Consider the following 17,763-nt stretch of genomic DNA (forward strand, 5'->3'; position numbering starts at 1 on the left):
TCTGGGTGACATGCATTAGGAAAGGAGGTCATGATGCTATCGAAACCTTTTGAAAAGCCAGTCCGGGTGTGGGTGGGATTGGGCTTTCCCCGCCAACTCAACACGGTCGCGGATGCCTATCAATTCGCAGCCGAATGGTGTGGCAACAGCCCGGAGCAGAGAGCTGCTATTCGCGCTTGCAAAGCCGCTCTGATTGGTGATGTGGAACCCGAGACAGCACGAGGCGTCTTCGTCGCGTTCGCTCGCAAGAAGGATATTCTTATGGAGGACGGCATCGAGCCTGCGCCTTCAAGGACGCTAAGTCCGCACCACGTCTAAAGCGCGTCGCGTTTGAACGGACTCAGGCGACGCGCTTTAGGTCTTTGTTTTTATGCATGTCGTCGTCTCAAAACCGGGGCCACTTTTGAGCGCCATGCATTAGAATGTCCACAAACACGAGGCGGCTGCCACAAGCGGTGGCCGCCTTACCGGCTAAGTCGTCGAAGGGGTGCGCCAAAAACGGGCTTGGCTAAGTTATTGAAAGGATGGTGGGCGTGACAGGGATTGAACCTGTGACCCCTGCAATGTCAATGCAGTGCTCTCCCGCTGAGCTACACGCCCATCCGAAGCCGCGCATACACCATTTTTGGTCCAGCGCGTCAATAGCCGGAAAAGGGAAAGAAAGGCTCGTTTTGCCGCGCCGCCGACGAAGCGGCGAGATCACACTGTGCGCGCTTCAGGCGGCCTGAAGCATTTTTTCGACCTCATTGACGAGATCGCGCAGGTGGAAGGGCTTGGACAGCACCTTGGCGTCTTTCGGCGCCTTGGAATCGGGGTTGAGCGCGACGGCCGCGAAACCGGTGATGAACATCACCTTGAGGTCGGGATCGATCTCGGTGGCGCGGCGGGCGAGTTCGATGCCGTCCATCTCCGGCATGACGATATCGGTCAGCAGCAGGGAGAAAGGTTCTTCGCGCAGCCGCTCGTAGGCGCTGGCGCCATTGTCGAAATCGCTGACGTGATAGCCGGCCCGCTCCAGTGCCTTGACCAGGAACCGGCGCATGTCGTCGTCGTCTTCCGCCAGCAGAATGCGTGCCATCTTGTCCCGTCCGAATCACCCCAGCCGAGCCTGCCGTCCGGCAAGCCCGTTAACCATCCTGTATATGAGGAGCTGACGGTAAACATCAAGTGAACGTTGGCTGCATTAATCCTGATTTGACGGGGTTCCTGACATGCCGAAATGCTGGACATGCGGCCGATGAGGTGGCAGTTTCCCATCATGATGCATTGCTGTTTCCGGGTTCGTTCAAATTGACGACGGCAGCCGAAGATTTTTCGGTCGTTCCACCCTTCGAAATCCGATCGGGCGCCGAGCAGCGCGTTCCCTTCGTCTTCAACTCACCGCATAGCGGCCGCTATTATCCAGACCGCTTCCTGGCCATGGCGCGGCTCGACCGGAACGCCATCCGCCGCTCCGAGGACTGCTATGTCGACGAGCTGTTCGGCGGCGCGGTGGCGCTGGGCGCGCCGATACTGGCGGCGAATTTTCCGCGCGCCTACCTCGACGTCAACCGCGAGCCCTGGGAACTCGACCCGCGCATGTTCGCCGAGCCGGTGCCGTCCTTCTGCAACATCCGCTCGGCGCGCGTTGCCGGCGGGCTCGGCACCGTGCCCAAGCTGGTGGGTGAGGGGCTCGACATCTATTCCGGCCGTCTGCCGCTGGCGGAGGCCGTCCAGCGTATAGAGGCGGTCTACAAACCCTATCACGAGACGCTGAAGCGGCTTTTGACCAGAACCCATGCCAGGTTCGGCTATGCCGTGCTGATCGACTGCCATTCGATGCCGGCGAGCATCAGGGTGGGCGACAGCGGCCTGCGGCCGGATTTCATCGTCGGCGACCGTTTCGGCATCTCGGCCACGGCGGCCCTGACCGAAACGGCGATCGGCCTGCTCATCGGCATGGGCTACACCGTCGCCCACAACAAACCCTATGCAGGCGGTTTCATCACCGAGCATTACGGCCGGCCGGCGCGCCACCTGCATGCGCTGCAGATCGAGGTCAATCGCGGCCTCTACATGAATGAGCGGACGTTCCAGAAATCGGCCGGCTTCGATGCGCTGGCCGACGATATGGCGCGCTTTTCGGCCGACCTGATGGCGATGCCCGACCACCACTTCGTCGACCTGCCACTGGCCGCCGAATGACGCCGGAGCGGCGGCTGTTCATGCAATCCCGCGCTGGCCATCCCGCAGCGTAAAAAAAGACCGCATCGTTTGCACGACACGGTCGAAGTCTAGGGAGGAAACGCCCAAGGAGGGCATGGACAGGAAAACCTGTCCGAGAACAAATTTATTGTGCGATGCACAAATGTCAATCGATCCCACGCTTTTTAATTCACTCTGATGTGAAAATGCGTTTCGATGGTCCCGATGTGTGACATTTCGGCAACGCTGATGTCTCTGATAAATCGATAAACCGGCTTGTTTTGGCGGGAAAGTGCCGCCAGACCGGTTGGCACTCTGCAATGCGGGAGAATCACGTGGACATCAGCATCGATTTCATGCGCCGGATCGCGCAAGCGGCGGCGGCTGAAACCCTGCCGCGTTTCCGCGCACAGGGCGCGGTGGCCAACAAGGAAAAAGGCAGTTTCGACCCGGTCACCGAGGCCGACCGCGAGGCCGAGCGCGCCATCCGGGCGCTGATCTCGGCTGAGTATCCCGATCACGGTATCCTCGGCGAAGAACATGGCAGCGAAAACATCTCCTCAAGGCATGTCTGGGTGATCGATCCGATCGATGGCACCCGCGCCTTCATCTCAGGCTTGCCGGTGTGGGGAACGCTGGTCGGATTGACGGTCGACGGTGACGCCGTCGCCGGCATGATGGCGCAGCCCTTCACCGGCGAGCTGTTCTACGCCAACGCTTCCGGCTCCCACTACGAAGGCCCCGGCGGGCCGCGGAAGCTGTCGACCCGCAAGAGGACGAAGCTTGACGAGGCGACCTTGTTCACCACCACGCCGGCGCTTTTCAAGGGCGAGGCGCGCACCCGCTACGACGCGTTCGAGAAACAGATCCAGCTCGCCCGCTACGGCGCCGATTGCTACGCCTTTGCCATGATTGCCTCGGGCAGCGTCGACATCGTCGCCGATCCCGGATTGAAACCCTACGACATCGTGGCGCTGATCCCGATCATCGAAAAGGCCGGCGGCGTCGTCACCACATTCGAGGGCGGTCCGGCGGAAAAGGGCGGCGACATCCTGGCCGCCGCAACGCCGGAGCTTCACGCGGCTGCAATGGCAGCCTTGCGCGGCTGATAGTCGACCCGATCAGCGCGGCTTGATCGAGCGCTGGAATTCCGCCGGCGTTCGCCCGTAGACCTGCCTGAACGCTGAGCTGAAATGACTGTGGCTGGAGAAGCCGAGGTCCAGGCCGAGCGTGGTCAGATTGTCGTAGCAGCCAAGCAGGTCGAGCGCGCGCGCCAGCCGCAGGCGCAGATGGTAGCGATAGAGCGGCATCGCCTCGACCTGCTGGAAAACCTGCGTGAGATAAACCGGTGATACCCCGACTTCAGCGGCGATCTCGGCCAGCGTCCAGCGCCGCGAAAGATCCGAGGACAGGACGAGCTTGGCGCGATCGACCAGCTTCTGCCGGCCAGCGCTGGCGCCGGCGGCATGCGAGGTGCGCTCGCCGAGGGAGCGCCGCACCAGCGTCAGCGCCAGGGTTTCGGCCTCCAGCGTTTCGGCAATGTTGCGGCTCAGGCTGTGGCGCAGCACCGCCACCAGCGCCTGAGCCCGCGGGTCGATGCGGCGGCGCTGACGACGAAACGCCACGGCGCTGCCCGAGCGCAACTGCTCCTTCGGCGTCAACTCCTGCAGTTGCGCCTCCTCGACAACGAGATCGAGGCAGGAATCGCCACCCTCGACGGGATGGCTGATCCGGTAGCCTTCGGCGTTGTTGAAGAACAACAACTGGTTGGCTTCGGCGACCGCATCGTTGCGGCCGACATGGCGCACGAAGACGCCGCGGTAGGGAAACACAAGATGCGTGGCAGCGGTGCACTCTTCTTCGCTCTTGTGCCGGCATTCGCCGCTGCAGAGGACATCCCTCACCCTGACGGTGCCGGTGTCCAGAAGCGTCTGTACCGTGAACTGCGACATGGTGAGCTGAGACATGGCCGTTGCATTCTACCCTTGCGCCGAAAGCTGCTCCGGCACATTAGGCGATTGGCTTGTCCAAACCTGTCAGGAGACTTCACCTGTCAGGCCCTTCGTGCGGCCATGGCTCAGTCCCACAAACGGCGCATGTATTCGCAGTGAGCGTCGCTGCGCGACAGGCCGATGTCCTTGAGCTGTTCGTCGGTCATTTCGAGCAAGGCAAGGCGGCTTCGGCGCCTTTCCAGTTGACGGCCGATCCAGTTGGCCGCCGCGATGCCTTGTGTCCGCAAGGACCGCCGGAACGTCGCGGTTTGAGTTGTCGGCTGATGTGCGAGGCATTGCGCTGCATGATCGGGGCGCATCGCTCAGGCTTCCCCGTTGCCGGCCACTGATGCGCCGGCTTCGTTCAGCGCAATCGCGCATTCCTCACAGCAGACCTCGACGGTCTTGCCGCCGACCTTGACGCGGATCGGATTGGCGTCCAGCTGGCAATCGCAGGCAGCGCAGGTTTTCTCGGTCATGACGTCATCTCCTTGGCGTTCGGTTCGACACGGAGAGATGAGCATTCCGGGGCGGCACCGGCTGTCAGAATCTTTAGCTCTTTGTGTGCTGCCGGCGCTGCTCCTGACAGAAGGCTGTCAGCAGGCGCAAGCTCAAGGCGCCGTAACATGCAGCGCCGGCGGCATCAGGCTGTGGGGTCGTCGTTGCCGGGTATGAAGGCGTCGAAGGCGGCGAGCAACTGCTCGCGATAGACATCGGCCTCCTGCAGGATCTCGTGTTTCGAGCCATCGATCATCAGCAGCGAGCCGAGGCGCAGACGCCTGGCGTAGGCTTCCACGGCCTTGGTCGAGACGACCTGATCGGCGCCGGCGGCGATCATCAGCAGCGGCACCTGGATCCTGGCCATGAAGTCGGGCTCGCTGATGGCTTCGCCTGCCTTGATTGCCGCCTGCAGCCAGCGGATCGTCGGCCCGCCGAGCGCCAGTTGCGGATAGTGCTCGTAGATTTTCGTGTTACGCTGATAGCGCCCGGGGTCCGATGTCACCTTGTTGAGGGCGAAGGGCAGGGTTTCCCTGGGACGCGGACCCCAGGCGGCGTAGAGCCGACCGAGGCCGAGAAAGCACAATACCGAGCAGACGCGGCGCGCCGTTTTTGCCGACACGGGCGAGTCGGGCACCGTCAGGAAAGGCGCAATCAGCACCATTCGACGCACCCGGTTGACCATCGACGGCGCCGCGAGCAGCGCGATCACGGCGCCCATCGAATGGGCGAGGATGTAATACGGGCCGCGGCAGTCGGGCAGCACGATGTCCTCGAAGAACTGTTCGAGGTCGCCGGTGTAATCGTAGAAGGAGCGGACATAGCCGCGTTGCGGGTCGGCGATCAGCCGGTCGGAATCGCCCTGGCCGCGCCAGTCGAGCGTGGCGACGCCGAGGCCGCGGTCGGTCAGGTTGCGGATGGTTTCGAAATACTTCTCGATGCACTCGTTGCGGCCGGGCAGCAGCACGACGGTGCCTTTCAGCGGCCGAGTGACCGCGGCAAACAGGCCGTAGCGGATCTTCTTGCCGTCGCGCGTGGTGAAAAAGCCGCCGGCGACATTTTGCGGCGGCGGATTGCCTGGCGTGGGATGGAAGAGATCCGTCATTAGGCGCTTGCGTCTTCGTGGTGTCTCACCCGGCAGGGCGTCGGCATGGTGATAGACGCCAATGGATGAAAAGCAAAGGGAGGACGCCAAGGGGGCGGACGAACGACAAGCAAGGCCGGAAGCAGCCTGCGGCGGCGTGCTTCCGGCCTCTGTCGATCCGGGAGGAAGGGACGTTACACCCGGTCGGCCTCGTCGCGGCGCTTTCATCCGGCGCCGCCTGGTTCTTTATCCTGGGGGCACTCTAGCGCCGGCCGGCTGAACGGGCGCCGAAGCAGCGGTTCATCTGCCGTTCATCGACGCCTCGATTGGCGCTCTTCAAAAATCCTTGAAATGAGCTTTTGCGCTCCCCAAATGTCGGATGCAGCCGCCGATGTCGGGGCTGCTGGTCCACCCGAAACGCCTTTCCAGGGTTTCGCACCGGCCACACGCAAACATGTTGCTCAACAGGAGAACACCTCATGCGTCACGTTGATTTTTCCCCGCTCTATCGCTCGACCGTCGGCTTCGACCGCCTGTTCACCATGCTCGACTCGCTGGCCCAGCCCGATGGCGCGCAGACCTATCCGCCCTACAACATCGAGCGCACCGGCGAGGACGCCTATCGCATCTCGATGGCGGTTGCCGGCTTCTCGGACGAAGAGATTTCGATCGAAGCCCACCGCAACGTGCTGACCGTCAAGGGTGAGCGCAAGGAAGAGGGCAATGGCGAAGGCTCCGAGCTGCTCTACCGCGGCATTGCCTCGCGTTCGTTCGAGCGCCGCTTCCAGCTTGCCGACCATGTCGAGGTCGTCGGCGCCACGCTGAAGAACGGCCTGCTTTTCGTCGACCTTAAGCGCAACATCCCCGAGGAGCTGAAGCCGCGCAAAATCGCGATTACCGCCTCTTCGGCCAACGCCAAGCAGATCGAGGCCAAGAACGCCGCGTGATCAAGACGGCGGCGTCACAACGCCCAAGGTTAAAAGCGTTTCCTCCCGAGACGAAAGCGGCGCCGCGAGGCGCCGCTTTTTTTCGCCGCAGCCTCTGTCACCCCAACCGAAGAGTTCTGGCTCTTTTGCGGCGGGCGCCGTCTTCCCATGAAGGGCGATGTCTGATCTCTCGGCTGATTTTTCCCTGGCCCTAACGGCAACCATTACGGTGACCTTCCTGCTGGCCGGCATCGTCAAGGGCGTTACCGGTATGGGACTGCCGACGTTGGCGATGGGGCTGCTGGGCACAATCATGCCGCCGGTCGCCGCGGCTTCGCTGCTGATCGTGCCGTCCTTCGTCACCAATATCTGGCAGCTGTTTGCCGGCCCGAGCTTCGGATGGATCCTCAGTCGGCTGTGGCTGATGATGGTCGGCATCGTCGCCGGCACGCTGGCCGGCTCATGGCTGCTGGCCAGCGACAATGTCAAATGGACGACGGCCGGCCTCGGGGCGGCGCTGATCGTCTATGCCGTCTATACGCTGCTGGCGCGGCAGTTGACGGTTCCCGCGTCAGCCGAGCGCTGGTCGTCGCCCATCGTCGGTTTCCTTACCGGCATCGTCACCGGCGGCACCGGCGTGTTCGTCGTGCCCGCTGTACCTTACATTCAGGCGCTGGGCTTGAGCCGTGACGATCTGATCCAGGCGCTCGGCCTGTCCTTCACCGTGTCGACGATCGCGCTCGCTGCCGGCCTTGCCTCGCACGGCGCGTTCCAGGTCGGGCATGTCGCCATGTCGTCGCTGGCGGTTGCGCCGGCCTTGCTCGGCATGTGGCTCGGACAGTTGCTCCGGCAGCGGATCAGCCCGGCGACCTTCCGGCGCTGGTTTCTTGTTTTCCTGATCTTGCTTGGCCTCGAGCTTTTGGCGCGGCCTTTCCTTGCTTAGCGATCGGTACCGGTTGCGAGAACGGCCTCGACGTTTTGCCGGTGGACGGGCTCGTACAGCGCGAAGTACTCGACCGCGCCCGTGGCGAACATGTCGGCGCCGCAGGTTTTCAGATCCTGCTTCGCAAGATCAGGCTCACGCCGGCAGCGAAGCAGTTTTTGAACGTAGGCTTGCGTCGCGGCGATGAGGCCTTTGTCGTAGCCGCCTCGCTCAATCGCTTCGAGCGAGCCGTGATTGGGCAAGATGCGGTCTATCGACCAGCCGGCCATGCGTTCGAGATCGACCAGATGTTGCGCCAGCCGATCCGCCTCGCTGACATAGGTGATCGGATCCTCGAGCGTGTCGCCCGCCAGGAGCAGGCCGGTTTCGGGCATGAACAGCACCGTGCCGTCATGGCTGTGGATTTCGACCTGACGCAGTTCGACGGCGATCGATCCAACGGCGAGGTCAAGACTGCCTGCGAAGGTCCTGTTCGGCAGCACGAGAGGCTTGATCGGTGGAACACCGCTTTCGATCTCAGCCCGGTTGTTCGCGAGCGCCGAGGCGGTGAGCGTGTTGGCGATAATCTCGCAATCCTGAAACACCTCATTGCCGGCAATATGATCGTCATGCCAGTGGCTGAGCACGACCCGGATCGATGTTGCGCCCATGTCTTCGAGCGTCTGCCTGATGAAGCGCGCGTGAGGCAGCGAAATATGCGTGTCGTAGACAAGCGCCTGCGAACCATCGACGATCGCATAGGTGCAGATGCCGAGGGCATAGGCGCCGTCGTCCAGCCAGTTCGGCTCGTCCGACCAGGCGCGAACGCCGTCAACGCGGCCATCATAGAAGCCGAGCACGTTTGGCGCCGGGCGAACCAGCCGCATGGTTGAGCCGAGAGGTGGCTTTGTCATTGGCGCGGTCTCGCGGGTTCAGGCGATCATCTGGCCGAAGCGATCGACCTCATCTGAAGTCGTGGCAAAGCTGGTGACGAAGCGATAGAGCAACTCGTCCTCGCCGACATGGCCGTCGAAGCCGTGCGGCCTGTGCCAGTCGTAAAAGGCTGCGCCGACGGATTGCAGCCTTTCGGCTTCCGCCTTTTTCATCACCGCGAACACCTCGTTGGCCTGCGGCAACCAGGCGAGCTTCGCCGTTGCCGAATCCTCGATCGCAGCCGCCAGGCGCGCGGCCATGGCATTGGCATGACGGGCCGTGTCCAGCCACAGGCCGTCCGTGAAGTAGGCGTCGAACTGCGCTGCGATGAAGCGCGACTTGGAGAACAGCTGTGCGGCGCGCTTGCGCAGGAAGGACAACTCCTTGGCGCGGTCTAGATCGAACAGCACCACCGCTTCGGCGCACCAGCAGCCGTTCTTGGTGCCGCCGAACGAGACGATGTCGACGCCGCGCTTCCAGGTCATTTCGGCCGGCGTCGTCTCAAGCGCGACCAATGCGTTGGCAAAACGGGCGCCGTCCATATGCAGCGGCAGGGAAAAGCGTTTGGCGACCTCCGAAATGGTGGAAATGTCGTCGAGCCCGTACACTGTGCCGACTTCGGTCGATTGGGTGATCGAGACGGCCGTCGGGCGTCCCCAATGGACGATTTCGGATGCGAAACGGGCGACGGCGCGTTCAAGATTGTGCGGATCGATCTTGCCCAGGGCGCCGTCGACAGCATGGAGACGCGAGCCGCCGCTGAAATATTCCGGCGCGCCGCATTCGTCCTCGATGATGTGCGATTCGCGGTGCGCAAAGGAAATGCCGCCGGGCTTGTTGTAAGCGGCCAGGGACAGCGAGTTGGCCGCCGTGCCGGTAGCGACGAAGAACACCGCGACCTCGCGTTCGAAGATCTCGCTGAAACGCTGGTAGACGGCGCGGTCGAGATCGCCATCGCCATAGGCGGTCGAAAAGCCGCCGGCATTGGCTGACAGCCCGGCGGCAATGTTGGAATGGACGCCCGCCCAGTTGTCGGATGCAAAGAACATCAGGAAAGTCCCTGTCTGGTTGAGAAAGTCTGGTTGCGACAAGAGCGCGACCATGGCCGTTTCGGGGTTTGACGCGCAAGGGCCAAGGGCTGAAAAAGCGGTAAAGCCAAAGGCGATCACGAAGGAGTGCCGGGACCGAAATTTCGTTTCGACATCGCCTGACGTAATTTTCTGTCGCCAAACATCCAAGAATTTGGTGAATCGGTCTTGTGTGCGCCCAGGATTTCTGCCATAAAAATTTAGGACAGTAGTGCTGTCTTATTTTGTCGCACAAGTCAGGCTGGATTGGCGTATCATTTGGGCCACTCCGGCCGTTGCCGCGAGCGACGGGTAGACGGCTCGGCTGTGGCCTGTACGATACCGGATACGAACCGGCGGCGCACCACACGGTCCGCCAAGGATTTCGAAAAGACGTGCCGCAAGAATGAGAGCGGAAGCCAGTCGCTTCCCAAGGTAGACCAGCGCCCCAAACGCTAGACGTGCAAGGGGCCGGAACGGAGGACAGGACGATGACGGAACTGACGCCATCTGCGATTATCGGCCGGGCCGCGCAGACGAAAGCGGCAGCCGTTAAAGATGCCGTTCTGACCAATGCACCTTTGGCAAATGACCGGCGAACCATCAACGGCCTGACCACCAACGGCCGAACCACCAATGGAATGTCGGCGCATGGTCTCTACGATCCGCGCAACGAGCATGACGCGTGCGGCGTCGGCTTCATCGTCAACATGAAGAACGTGAAGTCGCACCAGATCGTCAAGGACGGGCTCTTCGTGCTCGAAAACCTGACGCATCGCGGCGCTGTCGGCGCCGATCCGCTGATGGGTGACGGCGCCGGCGTGCTGGTGCAAGTCCCCGATCATTTCTTCCGCGAAGAGATGGCGGCCCAGGGCGTCGAACTGCCGGCGGCAGGCCAATACGGCGTCGGCCACTGGTTCATGCCGCAGGATGCGGCACTGCGCGCCCATATCGAAGAGATCATCGCCGAATCGGCGCAGTCAGAAGGGCTGCCGCTGCTCGGCTTTCGCGACGTGCCGGTCGACAATTCATCGCTGTCGAAGGCGCCCGATATCGCGGCCTCCGAACCGTTCCATCGCCAGGTCTTCATCGGCCGCACATCAGACATTCCAGATGACGAGGAATATGAGGCCAGGCTGTACCTGCTGCGCAAGGTGATTTCCGGCCGCATCTACGCCGAGAACAACAACAAGGATATCGGCGCCTACTGTGTGTCGCTATCGGCGCGCACCATTGTCTACAAGGGCATGTTCCTGGCCTACCAGGTCGGCGCCTATTACAAGGATTTGTCGGATCCGCGTTTCGAGACCGCGCTGATCCTCGTCCACCAGCGCTTCTCGACCAACACCTTCCCGTCATGGAAGCTCGCGCACCCCTACCGCATGGTCGCGCATAATGGCGAGATCAACACGGTGCGCGGCAACAACAACTGGATGGCGGCGCGCCAGGCCTCGGTCGATTCCGAACTGTTCGGCAACAACATCTCCAAGCTGTGGCCGATCTCCTATGACGGCCAGTCCGACACGGCGTGCTTCGACAATGCGCTCGAATTCCTGTTCCAGGGCGGCTACAGCCTCAGCCATGCCATGATGATGCTGATCCCCGAAGCGTGGGCCGGCAACAAGCTGATGGATGCCGACCGCAAGGCTTTCTACGAATACCACGCAGCCCTTATGGAGCCGTGGGACGGGCCGGCCGCGGTCGCCTTCACCGACGGCCGCCAGATCGGCGCCACGCTCGACCGCAACGGTCTGCGCCCGGCGCGCTACATCGTCACCGACGACCACCGCGTCATCATGGCGTCCGAAGCCGGCGTGCTGCCGGTGCCGGAGGAGAGGATCGTCAAGAAGTGGCGGCTGCAGCCTGGCCGCATGCTTCTGATCGACCTTGCCAAGGGCCGCATCATTTCCGACGAGGAGATCAAGTCGGAGATCGCCACCAGGCATCCCTACAAGACCTGGCTCAACAACACGCAGCTGATCCTCGAGGATCTGAAGCCGGTCGAGCCGCGCGCGCTGCGCAAGGATGTCAGCCTGCTCGATCGCCAGCAGGCGTTCGGCTACAGCCAGGAAGACACCAAGCTGCTGATGTCGCCGATGGCGACCACCGGCCAGGAAGCGGTGGGTTCGATGGGCACGGACACGCCGATCTCGGCGATGTCGGACAAGTCGAAGCTGCTCTACACCTACTTCAAGCAGAATTTTGCCCAGGTCACCAACCCGCCGATCGACCCGATCCGCGAGGAACTGGTGATGAGCCTTGTCTCGTTCATCGGGCCGCGGCCGAACATCTTCGACTTGGTCGGCAATTCGCGCCGCAAGCGGCTCGAAGTGCGCCAGCCGATCCTGACCAATGGCGATCTGGAAAAGATCCGCTCGATCGGCCACACAGAGGACCGTTTCGACACCAAGACCATCGACATCACCTACGGGTCGAGCGAGGGCGCGGCCGGCATGCAGGGCGCCGTCGAGCGTCTGTGCGAGCGGGCGGAAGCCGCTGTCGCCGGCGGCTACAACATCATCATCCTGTCCGACCGCCAGGTCGGTCCCGACCGTATCGCCATTCCGGCACTGCTGGCGACGGCTGCCGTGCACCACCACCTGATCCGCAAGGGTCTGCGCACCGCGGTCGGCCTGGTCGTGGAATCCGGCGAGCCACGCGAAGTGCATCATTTCTGCTGTCTCGCCGGCTACGGCGCCGAGGCGATCAACCCCTACCTTGCCTTCGACACGCTGCTCGACATGCACAAGCGTGGCGAACTGCCGGCTGAGGTCGACGCCTACGAGGTGGTCTCGCGCTACATCAAGTCTATCGGCAAGGGCATCCTCAAGGTGATGTCGAAGATGGGCATCTCCACCTATCAGTCCTATTGCGGCGCGCAGATATTCGACGCCATCGGGCTGAAGTCGGATTTCGTCGAGAAGTACTTCACCGGCACAGCGACGCTGATCGAAGGTGTCGGCCTGGACGAGGTCGCGGCCGAGACGCTCAGCCGCCACACCGACGGTTTCGGCAACGATCCGGTGCTGCGCAACAGCCTCGAGGTCGGCGGCGAGTACATGTACCGCATGCGCGGCGAAGCCCATATGTGGTCGCCCGACGCCGTCGCCACCTTGCAGCACGCCGTGCGTCAGGGCTCGTGGGAGACGTTCAAGGAGTTTTCCGCGCAGATCAACAGCGAGACGGCCCATGCCCAGACCATACGCGGCCTGTTCAGGATCAAGCTTGCGGAAGAGACCGGCCGCAAGAAGGTGGCGATAGAGGACGTGATGTCGGCGGCCGATATCGTCAAGCGCTTCTCGACCGGGGCGATGTCGTTCGGCTCGATCTCGCGCGAGGCACACACGACGCTGGCGCGCGCCATGAACCAGATCGGCGGCAAGTCGAACACCGGCGAGGGCGGCGAAGAGGCCGACCGCTATCTGCCGCTGCCGGGCGGCGGCAAGAACCCCGAACGTTCGGCGATCAAGCAGGTCGCCTCGGGACGGTTTGGCGTCACCGCCGAGTATCTCGTCAATTCCGATGTCATGCAGATCAAGGTCGCGCAGGGCGCCAAGCCCGGTGAGGGCGGCCAGCTGCCCGGCCACAAGGTCGACGCGACCATTGCCAAGGTCCGGCACTCGACGCCCGGCGTCGGCCTGATCTCGCCGCCGCCGCATCACGACATTTATTCGATCGAGGATCTGGCGCAGCTGATCTACGACCTGAAGAACGTCAACCCGGCGGCCGACGTTTCGGTAAAGCTGGTGTCGGAAGTCGGTGTCGGTACGGTTGCGGCGGGCGTCGCCAAGGCGCGCGCCGACCACATCACCATCTCCGGCTATGATGGCGGCACCGGCGCGTCGCCGCTGACCTCGCTCAAGCATGCCGGCAGTCCATGGGAAATGGGCCTTGCCGAGACGCACCAGACGCTGGTGCTGAACGGGCTGCGCTCGCGCGTTGCACTGCAGGTCGATGGTGGCTTGCGCACGGGGCGCGACGTCATCATCGGTGCGCTGCTCGGTGCCGACGAGTTCGGCTTCTCGACCGCGCCGCTGATCGCGGCCGGCTGCATCATGATGCGCAAGTGCCACTTGAACACCTGCCCGGTCGGCGTCGCGACGCAGGATCCGGTTCTGCGCAAGCGTTTCAAGGGCACGCCCGAGCATGTCATCAACTTCTTCTTCTATGTTGCGGAAGAGGTGAGGGGGCTGCTGGCCGAGATGGGCTACACCCATATCGACCAGATCATCGGCGACAGCGACCTGCTGGAAAAGCGCGAGATGATCCAGCATTGGAAGGCGCGTGGGCTCGATTTCGGCAAGATGTTCTTCAAGCCGGACGCGCCGCATGAGGCGGTGCACTGGACCGAACGGCAGAAACACCCGATCGACGATGTACTCGATCGCAAGCTGATCGAACTGGCGAAGCCCGCGCTCGAAAGCAAGCAGCCGGTCAAGATCGAGGTCGACATCCGCAATGTCGATCGCTCCACGGGCGCCATGCTGTCGGGCGAAGTCGCCAAGCGCTTCAGGCACAAGGGCCTGCGCGAGGACACGATCCAGGTGAAGCTGACCGGCACCGCCGGCCAGTCGTTCGGCGCCTTCCTGGCGCGCGGCATCTCGTTCGATCTCGTCGGTGCGGCCAACGACTATGTCGGCAAGGGCCTGTCGGGCGGACGCATCGTCATCCGGCCGCCGGAGGAGTCCAGGATCGTCGCGGCGGAATCGATCATCGTCGGCAACACCGTCCTCTATGGCGCGACCGAGGGCGAGGCCTATTTCGCAGGTGTCGCCGGCGAGCGCTTCGCGGTGCGCAATTCGGGCGTCGCCGCCGTCGTTGAAGGCGTCGGCGATCATGGCTGCGAATACATGACCGGCGGCATCGTCGTCGTCATCGGCCAGACCGGTCGCAACTTCGCTGCCGGCATGTCGGGCGGCGTGGCCTATGTTCTGGATGAGGCCGGCGATTTCGCCGCGCGCTGCAACATGGCGATGGTCGAGCTGGAGCCGGTTCCGGAAGAAGACGATCTGATGGAAAGGCTGCTGCATCATGGCGGTGACCTCGACCACAAGGGTCGCGTCGACGTCTCGGGCGACATGACCACCCATGACGAGGAACGGCTTTACCAGCTTATCTCGAACCACGTCCATTTCACCGGTTCGGTACGCGGCCGCGAGATACTCGACGACTGGACGACCTTCCGGCCGAAATTCCGCAAGATCATGCCGGTCGAATACCGCCGCGCGCTGATCGAGATGGAACGCATGCGCATGGGCGTGGCGGCGGAATAGGTTTTTCGACTTGCCGGGAGGCGCAGGCTTCCCGGCGGAACTTTCAGCGACAGTTTGACCTCGGATGCAAGGTTGCCACGGCTGCCTCAAGGGGTTAACGGGTGCGAAAACCGCACCATCTGGACAGCAGGAACTGGACTATGGGCAAGGTAACAGGCTTTCTCGAAATCGACCGGCAGGTGCACAAGTACCAGCCGGCCTCCGACCGCATCCGGCATTTTCGTGAATTCACGCTGCCGATGTCGGACAAGGAGGTCGAGAAACAGGCGGCGCGCTGCATGGATTGCGGCATCCCGTTCTGCCACGGGCCGACCGGTTGCCCGATCCACAACCAGATCCCGGACTGGAACGACCTCGTCTACAATGGCGACTGGGACAATGCGATCCGCAACCTGCATTCGACCAACAATTTCCCCGAGTTCACCGGCCGCATCTGCCCCGCGCCCTGCGAGGAAGCCTGCACGCTGAACCTCGAGGACATTCCGGTTGCCATCAAGACTGTCGAACAGGCAATCGCCGACAAGGCTTATGAAACCGGCCATATCCGGCCTTATCCGCCAGAGAAGAAGACGGGCAAGCGGGTCGCTGTCATCGGCTCCGGCCCGGCAGGGATGGCGGCGGCGCAGCAGCTTGGCCGCGCCGGCCACGAGGTCAGCGTTTATGAGCGTGAGAGCCGTCCCGGCGGGCTGATGCGCTACGGCATTCCCGACTTCAAGATCGAGAAGCACTATATCGACCGCCGCATCGAGCAGATGCAGGGCGAGGGCGTGACCTTCCATTGCGGCGTCAATGTCGGCGTCGACAAGCCGGTGGCAGAGTTGCTCGCCGGATATGATGCGGTGCTCTATTGCGGCGGTTCGGAATCGCCGCGTCCGGCCAACATTCCGGGCGACGATCTCGGCGGCGTCTATGACGCCATGCCCTATCTGGTGCAGCAGAACCGTCGCGTTGGCGGCGAGCCGATCCAGTCGGTGGCCTGGCCGTCGCATCCGATCATCGCCGGCGGCCAGCATGTCGTCGTCGTCGGCGGCGGCGATACCGCGTCCGACTGCGTCGGCACCGCCTTCCGCCAGGGCGCGGTGCGCGTCACCCAGCTCGACATCCGCCCGCAGCCGCCGGAGAAGGAAGACAAGCTTTCGGTCTGGCCTTACTGGGCGACCAAGATGCGCACCTCGTCCTCACAGGCCGAAGGTGCGGAGCGCGAATTCCAGGTGGCGACGCTCGAATTCATCGGCGAGGACGGCCAACTGACCGGCGTCAAATGCTGCGAAGTCGACGAGAAGCGCAAGCCGATCGCCGGCACCGAATTCGTCATCCGTGCAGACCTCGCCTTCATCGCCATCGGCTTTGCCGGACCGGCTGCCGCCGGCGTCGCGAAAGAGCTGGACGGTGAGATGAAAATCACCACCGACAGCCGCCGTTCCCGCAATGTCGAAGCCAACGATCGCGACTACAAGACCAGCGTCGACAAACTCTACGCCGCAGGTGATGTGCGCCGCGGCCAGTCGCTGGTTGTGTGGGCGATCCGCGAAGGCCGCCAGGCCGCGCGCTCGATCGATGAAGCGCTGATGGGGTCGACGGTACTCCCCCGTTAACGGTTGATCGCCGTCGTCGTATCCGTCGCGGCAGCGGCCTTGGGCGGCCACGAGAAGTCGTCGACGCGGCCGGGCGAGGCCTCGGGCGCCTTGCCTTCGAGGATTAGTTTTTCGCCGGGCAGATCCGGATTGGCTTTCGGCGCCGCCGCCGCACCGAGAAGTTCGGTACCGCCGTCGAGCGCCGGATCGTTGAGCAGCATTGGAACGGTGCGGTCGACCACGATCGGGGCGGCGGGCAGCGACGGCGCCTCGACCGGGGCGCCGGCCGGTGCGGCAGCCGTCACCACGCTTCCCGGCGCTGCCAGGCCGAGGATCTTGGCCAGCGGCTTTTCGGTGTAGAAGGCGAGCTTTCGCTTGCCGGCTTTCGAGACGTTGATGCCGTCGTCGGAGCGCAGCCGCACGGCCTGGCCGTTAATGTCGGGGCCGGTCGAGACAAAGGCGCCGTTCTCGTCGACGAACCCATCCCAGACATCGACGAATTCGCCGCCGTTCTTCTCGGCTGCCGAGTGGTAGATGTCGTTGAATGCCAGCATGTCGGAGGTCATCTTCGGCGTCTTGAAGGCTGGCATGCCGACCCACAGATAAGGCACCTTGGTCGCCGCCAGTGCCTTTCCCAAGGCTTCGGTCCGGCGTTCGTATTCCTTGGTCCAGTTCTCGGAGCGCGGCTGCTCGCGCACATCGTTGACGCGCATCTGCTGGCGGTCGTTGGAGCCGAGCATGACGACGACCACGGAGGGTTTTTCGGTCTCGACCAGCGATTTGACCTGTTCGGGCCAATTGTAGACATCATCGCGCACGAAACCCGAAGAACCGTTGGCGCGCTCGACGATCCTGACGTTGGCATTGTCGGCAAAGGCTGTTTCGAGGCCCTCGGCCAGGCCGTTGGCCATGAAATCGCCGATCACCAGAACGACGCGGGCATCCGGTGTCTTCTCGACAATCGGAGCGGAAGGTTCAACGGGTGCACGGGGCTTCTTCTTGACCTTCGGCTTTGCCTTGCGGACGTCGAGCGGCGGCTCGATGCGTTCGCTGCGGCGCGGGAACAGAAGGTCGCGCAGCGACCAGCCGCGGTTCTGCGGTTGCTCCTGCGCCAAAGCCGGTGTGTGGAAACTGCCGGCGACCCCCGTCGCCAGGACGACGATGGCCAGAATGAGGATCGGCAAGCGGAAAACGATCACACGGATACGCGCTGCCGAAACCAAGCACCCTCTCCATCCCTTGGTGCATGGCCCTTGCAGGGGATCATGCACAGACCGATGCTACGGCATCCCTTGCGTCGCAAATGCAAGC

General features: G+C 63.1%; 15 protein-coding genes and 1 tRNA gene. 7 read left to right on the forward strand and 9 right to left on the reverse strand.

Features of this window, described 5'->3' with window-relative positions; translation table 11 throughout:
* Positions 1 to 30 precede the first annotated feature (30 nt).
* Entirely contained in the window at positions 31 to 318 is a 288-nt protein-coding gene (locus X728_RS139695; RefSeq protein ID WP_245260022.1) for a DUF982 domain-containing protein, read from the forward strand.
* A 207-nt stretch (positions 319 to 525) separates the two neighbouring features.
* Here the strand turns inward: X728_RS139695 and X728_RS139690 are convergent.
* Both X728_RS139690 and X728_RS139685 read right to left on the reverse strand, forming a co-directional pair.
* Positions 526 to 600 (reverse strand) — tRNA-Val (locus X728_RS139690).
* 115 nt (positions 601 to 715) lie between these two features.
* On the reverse strand, positions 716 to 1,078 hold the full coding sequence (locus X728_RS139685; protein WP_023671195.1) for a response regulator: 363 nt from the start codon (positions 1,076 to 1,078) through the stop codon (positions 716 to 718).
* Between the two features lie 164 nt (positions 1,079 to 1,242).
* Between X728_RS139685 and X728_RS139680 the strand changes: the two genes are divergently transcribed.
* The gene (locus X728_RS139680) at positions 1,243 to 2,184 is read left to right on the forward strand and encodes an N-formylglutamate amidohydrolase (RefSeq protein WP_023710935.1); all 942 of its coding nucleotides are present in this window, start codon (positions 1,243 to 1,245) and stop codon (positions 2,182 to 2,184) included.
* Between the two features lie 335 nt (positions 2,185 to 2,519).
* Positions 2,520 to 3,293: a histidinol-phosphatase gene (gene hisN, locus X728_RS139675; protein ID WP_023671197.1), complete on the forward strand. Its 774-nt coding sequence runs from the start codon at positions 2,520 to 2,522 to the stop codon at positions 3,291 to 3,293.
* A 12-nt stretch (positions 3,294 to 3,305) separates the two neighbouring features.
* On the opposite strand, the gene X728_RS139670 is transcribed toward hisN, so the two are convergent.
* From X728_RS139670 to X728_RS139660, 4 genes are all read right to left on the reverse strand, one after another.
* Positions 3,306 to 4,136 (reverse strand): AraC family transcriptional regulator, encoded by an 831-nt coding sequence (locus tag X728_RS139670; protein ID WP_023704022.1) that lies wholly within the window; start codon positions 4,134 to 4,136, stop codon positions 3,306 to 3,308.
* 125 nt (positions 4,137 to 4,261) lie between these two features.
* Positions 4,262 to 4,495, reverse strand: coding sequence for a DUF1127 domain-containing protein (locus X728_RS139665; RefSeq protein ID WP_023671199.1), 234 nt, complete (start codon positions 4,493 to 4,495; stop codon positions 4,262 to 4,264).
* A 3-nt stretch (positions 4,496 to 4,498) separates the two neighbouring features.
* A complete protein-coding gene (locus X728_RS1000000171140; protein ID WP_023704021.1) occupies positions 4,499 to 4,654 on the reverse strand; it encodes a hypothetical protein in 156 nt (51 codons plus the stop codon).
* Between the two features lie 164 nt (positions 4,655 to 4,818).
* Entirely contained in the window at positions 4,819 to 5,778 is a 960-nt protein-coding gene (locus X728_RS139660; RefSeq protein WP_023704020.1) for an alpha/beta hydrolase, read from the reverse strand.
* Positions 5,779 to 6,236: 458 nt separating this feature from the next.
* Here X728_RS139660 and X728_RS139655 point away from each other — a divergent pair, with 458 nt between their 5' ends.
* Together X728_RS139655 and X728_RS139650 are read left to right on the forward strand one after the other, a co-directional pair.
* Positions 6,237 to 6,704 carry an Hsp20 family protein gene (locus tag X728_RS139655; protein ID WP_023671202.1) on the forward strand — a complete coding sequence of 156 codons (468 nt, stop codon included), beginning with the start codon at positions 6,237 to 6,239 and terminating at the stop codon, positions 6,702 to 6,704.
* A gap of 157 nt (positions 6,705 to 6,861) precedes the next feature.
* Positions 6,862 to 7,626 (forward strand): sulfite exporter TauE/SafE family protein, encoded by a 765-nt coding sequence (locus tag X728_RS139650; RefSeq protein ID WP_023832923.1) that lies wholly within the window; start codon positions 6,862 to 6,864, stop codon positions 7,624 to 7,626.
* Here the strand turns inward: X728_RS139650 and X728_RS139645 are convergent.
* Together X728_RS139645 and X728_RS139640 are read right to left on the reverse strand one after the other, a co-directional pair.
* Positions 7,623 to 8,519: an MBL fold metallo-hydrolase gene (locus X728_RS139645; RefSeq protein ID WP_023832924.1), complete on the reverse strand. Its 897-nt coding sequence runs from the start codon at positions 8,517 to 8,519 to the stop codon at positions 7,623 to 7,625. The genes X728_RS139650 and X728_RS139645 overlap by 4 nt on opposite strands.
* 18 nt (positions 8,520 to 8,537) lie before the next feature.
* Positions 8,538 to 9,587: a low specificity L-threonine aldolase gene (locus X728_RS139640; RefSeq protein WP_023832925.1), complete on the reverse strand. Its 1,050-nt coding sequence runs from the start codon at positions 9,585 to 9,587 to the stop codon at positions 8,538 to 8,540.
* A 509-nt stretch (positions 9,588 to 10,096) separates the two neighbouring features.
* Between X728_RS139640 and gltB the strand changes: the two genes are divergently transcribed.
* Positions 10,097 to 14,878, forward strand: coding sequence for a glutamate synthase large subunit (gltB, locus tag X728_RS139635; RefSeq protein ID WP_023832926.1), 4,782 nt, complete (start codon positions 10,097 to 10,099; stop codon positions 14,876 to 14,878).
* Positions 14,879 to 15,018: 140 nt separating this feature from the next.
* Positions 15,019 to 16,473, forward strand: coding sequence for a glutamate synthase subunit beta (locus tag X728_RS139630; RefSeq protein WP_023671207.1), 1,455 nt, complete (start codon positions 15,019 to 15,021; stop codon positions 16,471 to 16,473).
* On the opposite strand, the gene X728_RS139625 is transcribed toward X728_RS139630, so the two are convergent.
* Positions 16,470 to 17,675, reverse strand: a complete 1,206-nt coding sequence (locus tag X728_RS139625; RefSeq protein WP_023832927.1) for a DUF459 domain-containing protein — start codon at positions 17,673 to 17,675, stop codon at positions 16,470 to 16,472. The genes X728_RS139630 and X728_RS139625 overlap by 4 nt on opposite strands.
* Positions 17,676 to 17,763: the final 88 nt, after the last annotated feature.

The organism is Mesorhizobium sp. L103C119B0, from assembly GCF_000502235.1.
Classification (GTDB): Bacteria; Pseudomonadota; Alphaproteobacteria; order Rhizobiales; family Rhizobiaceae; genus Mesorhizobium.

What these genes read in the sequence shown, in the direction of transcription:
- X728_RS139655 (WP_023671202.1), top strand. Translation starts at nt 6,237, where the DNA reads ATGCGTCACGTTGATTTTTCCCCGCTCTATCGCTCGACCGTCGGCTTC.
- X728_RS139645 (WP_023832924.1), bottom strand. Translation starts at nt 8,519, where the DNA reads ATGACAAAGCCACCTCTCGGCTCAACCATGCGGCTGGTTCGCCCGGCG.
- X728_RS139670 (WP_023704022.1), bottom strand. Translation starts at nt 4,136, where the DNA reads ATGTCGCAGTTCACGGTACAGACGCTTCTGGACACCGGCACCGTCAGG.
- X728_RS139630 (WP_023671207.1), top strand. Translation starts at nt 15,019, where the DNA reads ATGGGCAAGGTAACAGGCTTTCTCGAAATCGACCGGCAGGTGCACAAG.
- X728_RS139695 (WP_245260022.1), top strand. Translation starts at nt 31, where the DNA reads ATGATGCTATCGAAACCTTTTGAAAAGCCAGTCCGGGTGTGGGTGGGA.
- gltB (WP_023832926.1), top strand. Translation starts at nt 10,097, where the DNA reads ATGACGGAACTGACGCCATCTGCGATTATCGGCCGGGCCGCGCAGACG.
- X728_RS139665 (WP_023671199.1), bottom strand. Translation starts at nt 4,495, where the DNA reads ATGCGCCCCGATCATGCAGCGCAATGCCTCGCACATCAGCCGACAACT.
- X728_RS139650 (WP_023832923.1), top strand. Translation starts at nt 6,862, where the DNA reads ATGTCTGATCTCTCGGCTGATTTTTCCCTGGCCCTAACGGCAACCATT.
- X728_RS1000000171140 (WP_023704021.1), bottom strand. Translation starts at nt 4,654, where the DNA reads ATGACCGAGAAAACCTGCGCTGCCTGCGATTGCCAGCTGGACGCCAAT.
- X728_RS139660 (WP_023704020.1), bottom strand. Translation starts at nt 5,778, where the DNA reads ATGACGGATCTCTTCCATCCCACGCCAGGCAATCCGCCGCCGCAAAAT.
- X728_RS139685 (WP_023671195.1), bottom strand. Translation starts at nt 1,078, where the DNA reads ATGGCACGCATTCTGCTGGCGGAAGACGACGACGACATGCGCCGGTTC.
- X728_RS139640 (WP_023832925.1), bottom strand. Translation starts at nt 9,587, where the DNA reads ATGTTCTTTGCATCCGACAACTGGGCGGGCGTCCATTCCAACATTGCC.